A 2,534-nucleotide genomic window follows, 5' to 3' on the forward strand; every position below is an offset into this window, starting at 1 on the left:
GGTTTGTCTCGGCTCGTCCTGCTGCGATGACTCGATTCGCATCAATCTTATTGTTAAATATCAATTGATGCACCACACTGACGGCCCTCGCCGCAGACAAATCCCAGTTTGATCGAAAACGATTCCCTGTTACAGGCAAGTCATCGGTATAACCCGATACTACAATTTCTCCCTGGCAACTCGCCAGAACGTTTTCAATCTTTTCCAAGATCGGAAACATATCGTCTTTAATCTCTTCGCTTCCTGATGTAAACGTCGCATCTTCCGAGAAGCGTACAACGACTTTCTCCGAGTCAAAACTGACATTTAACGCATTGGAGACAATCTCTGTTTCAAGCTCTTCGACCAAGGTCTCCGTTAATTGCTCAATACTAGGGTCAATGCTGATTACATCGGCCTCGCCTTCGGACTGTTCGAGCAACTCTAGCTCGGCTTCGCCGGATTGCTCTTCAAACTCTTCAAATTCCTGCTCCAGATCAGACATCTCTTCTACCGGAGGAGCAGGCGGAGGCTCTTCAGCGAAGATAATCTCCCCACCTGCCTTACCAGAGCCCTCAAGAAATGAAGGCCCAAACGATTGTGCCAAAGACTGAGCCATCATCTCATATTTGTGTAGATCCATTTTGGAAAAACTGAGCAAAAGAATGAAGAAGGTAAGCAGCAGAGACATCAGGTCAGCAAAGGTGACAATCCAACCACCACCGCTTTCCTGCTTTTTCTTTCTTTGAGGAATCGCTGCCATCTAAACGCTTACTCTTCTTCGGTGACAGCAGCCTGCTGTTTTTGCGACAGGAACGAAGATAGTACTTCAGCAATGACTTTAGGGTTTTGGCCTTTCAGAATATTTTGGACGCTGGTGATCACCAACACCATATTGCGCTGCTCCTCTGCCGCTTTCATTCCCAGTTTTTCCGCACAAGGAATAGCGATTAACTGAGCGATGAACGCGCCATAGAACGTTGTAAGCAGAGCAACCGCCATCGCCGGCCCTACAGAAGACGGATCAGACATCGCGTTTAGCATTTGCACCAAACCGACGAGCGTACCCAGCATCCCCATACCCGGCGCAGTCTCAGCCATGCCCTTAAAGACTTTTTCAGCTATTTCATAGCGCTCTGCTTTTTGTGATAAGTCTTGAATTAAAATCTCTTCGATAAACTCCGGGGGATGACCATCAATACAAAGACTAATTCCCTTCTTTAAAAACGGATCTTCGATCTCAACGTTCTCAAGCCCGAGAATCCCTTCCTTGCGAACAATGGTTGCTAGCTCACGGACTTGCGTAATGAGGATGACCGGGTTCTCGGTTTTATCCATGAAGACAGTAGAGAAGGCGAGCTTAAACGCGTCACCAATCGTACTTAAACGAAACTTGATCAAGGTAATGAACAAGGTGCCAATGATAACGATGCCCAGGCCGGGAATGTTGACGAAGTCGAGAATACTTGAGTTCAACAAAATGGCGCCGATTATAACCGCGGCGGCAGCTAGCATCCCGATCAGGGTCGCTAAATCCATACTAAACCTGCTTTATGTGAACGTATTGTTCGTGTGTTTAACGAAGCGCTGCAATACAGGCGGAAGTGTCGGGCCGGATGTTTCTCCAAACGCGAAATGCCTCTGCAGCCTGCTCCACGAGCATACCCAAACCGTCCATCGTATGGCCAGCGCCGTTTTCTTTGGCCCAGCGATTGAAGACGGTCTCTTCATTCCCATACATCATGTCGTAAACATGCGTAGCATTTGAAAATATCTCTGGCGATATTTTAGGGAGTTCTCCAGAAAGGCTAGCAGAAGTTCCGTTTATCACCACATCAAATGCTGAATCTAAAGATGCAAAATCTCTCGCAACCAGCGCGCAACCGCACTCACGTATTTCGGGTCTCTGACTGTATCGGCCGACCAGAGCCTCGGCTTTAGAGAAAGTTCTATTGGCGAGTACAAGCTGAGATGGTTGAGCCTGTAAAACAGGCAACAAAACGCCTTTGGATGCGCCACCAGCGCCAAGCAGAAGCACTTTTTTTCCTTTAAGCGAAACGTCGTAATTCTGCTGAATATCGGTTACCAAACCACAGCCATCAGTATTATCGCCAACAAGCCTTCCAGCCTGCACATAGAGCGTATTCACCGCTTCTGCAATCTTTGCCCGGGGGCTTAAGTCATCACACATCGCAAACGCGCGCTCCTTGAACGGAACAGTAACATTTAAACCTTTGTTAGAAGGACTGGAGAAGAATGCTCGAACATTATCCTCGAAAGCATCCAAACATCCCTCTATGCGCTCATAAACCAAAGATTGACTCGTTTGCGCGGCAAACTGCGCGTGGATTTCAGGTGACTTACTATGCTTGATCGGGTTGCCAATAACTGCGTAACGATCCAAAACCTAATCCTCAATCCAGTTGCGCGGAACAAGATAATCGCTCAAACGCGCTTCTTCAGAGCCCTCTTCCGGCGACCAATCGTACTCCCAGCGCACCAGTGGAGGAAGAGACATCAAAATAGACTCGGTTCTCCCTCCGGACTGCAAACCA

The 2,534-nt window shown here is 47.9% G+C and carries 4 protein-coding genes; all 4 read right to left on the reverse strand.

What is annotated here, in order from left to right; genetic code table 11:
• A partial coding sequence (locus A3751_RS11295; RefSeq protein WP_068455896.1) for a flagellar motor protein MotB occupies positions 1-742 on the reverse strand: 742 nt, incomplete at its 3' end.
• Between the two features lie 8 nt (positions 743-750).
• Positions 751-1,518, reverse strand: a complete 768-nt coding sequence (locus tag A3751_RS11300) for a MotA/TolQ/ExbB proton channel family protein (protein WP_068455898.1) — start codon at positions 1,516-1,518, stop codon at positions 751-753.
• Positions 1,519-1,555: 37 nt separating this feature from the next.
• Positions 1,556-2,383 (reverse strand): shikimate dehydrogenase, encoded by an 828-nt coding sequence (gene aroE / locus A3751_RS11305; RefSeq protein WP_068455900.1) that lies wholly within the window; start codon positions 2,381-2,383, stop codon positions 1,556-1,558.
• 3 nt (positions 2,384-2,386) lie between these two features.
• Positions 2,387-2,534, reverse strand: a 148-nt coding sequence (locus A3751_RS21815; protein WP_156492395.1) for a coproporphyrinogen III oxidase, incomplete at its 5' end; no start/stop codon positions are given.

The organism is Oleiphilus sp. HI0080 (assembly GCF_001635135.1).